The sequence below is a fragment of the Variovorax sp. 01N429 genome, from assembly GCF_056399425.1.
In genome coordinates this window covers 1-371 of the sequence record NZ_JBFTRG010000234.1, presented here as the reverse complement: position 1 = coordinate 371, position 371 = coordinate 1, and the positions used below count along the sequence as shown (strand labels likewise).

Here is a 371-nt window from a genome sequence, read left to right as displayed (position 1 = left end):
TCGTGAAGGACTACGACCGCGGCCTGCCGCGGATCCCGGCGTACCCGGGCGAGTTGAACCAGGTGTGGACCAACCTCGTCGACAACGCCGTCTCCGCCATGGACGGCATCGGCACCGAGGCAACCCTGACGATCCGCACCGCGCGCGACGACGACCGCGTACTCGTCGAGATCGGCGACACCGGCCCGGGCGTGCCGCCCGACGTCCGCGACCGGATCTTCGACCCGTTCTTCACCACCAAGCCCGTGGGCGAGGGCACCGGCCTTGGTCTCGACATCTCGTGGCGGATCGTCGTCGGCAAGCACCACGGGGATCTGCGGGTCGAGTCGGTGCCGGGGGACACCCGGTTCCAGGTCCGGCTTCCGCTCACC

1 protein-coding gene is annotated in these 371 nt (G+C 70.1%); it reads left to right on the top strand.

Annotation, left to right across the window (positions count from 1 at the left end; all coding sequences use genetic code 11):
* Positions 1 to 371, top strand: a 371-nt coding sequence (locus tag AC1DSF_RS31395; RefSeq protein ID WP_478184213.1) for a sensor histidine kinase, incomplete at both ends; no start/stop codon positions are given.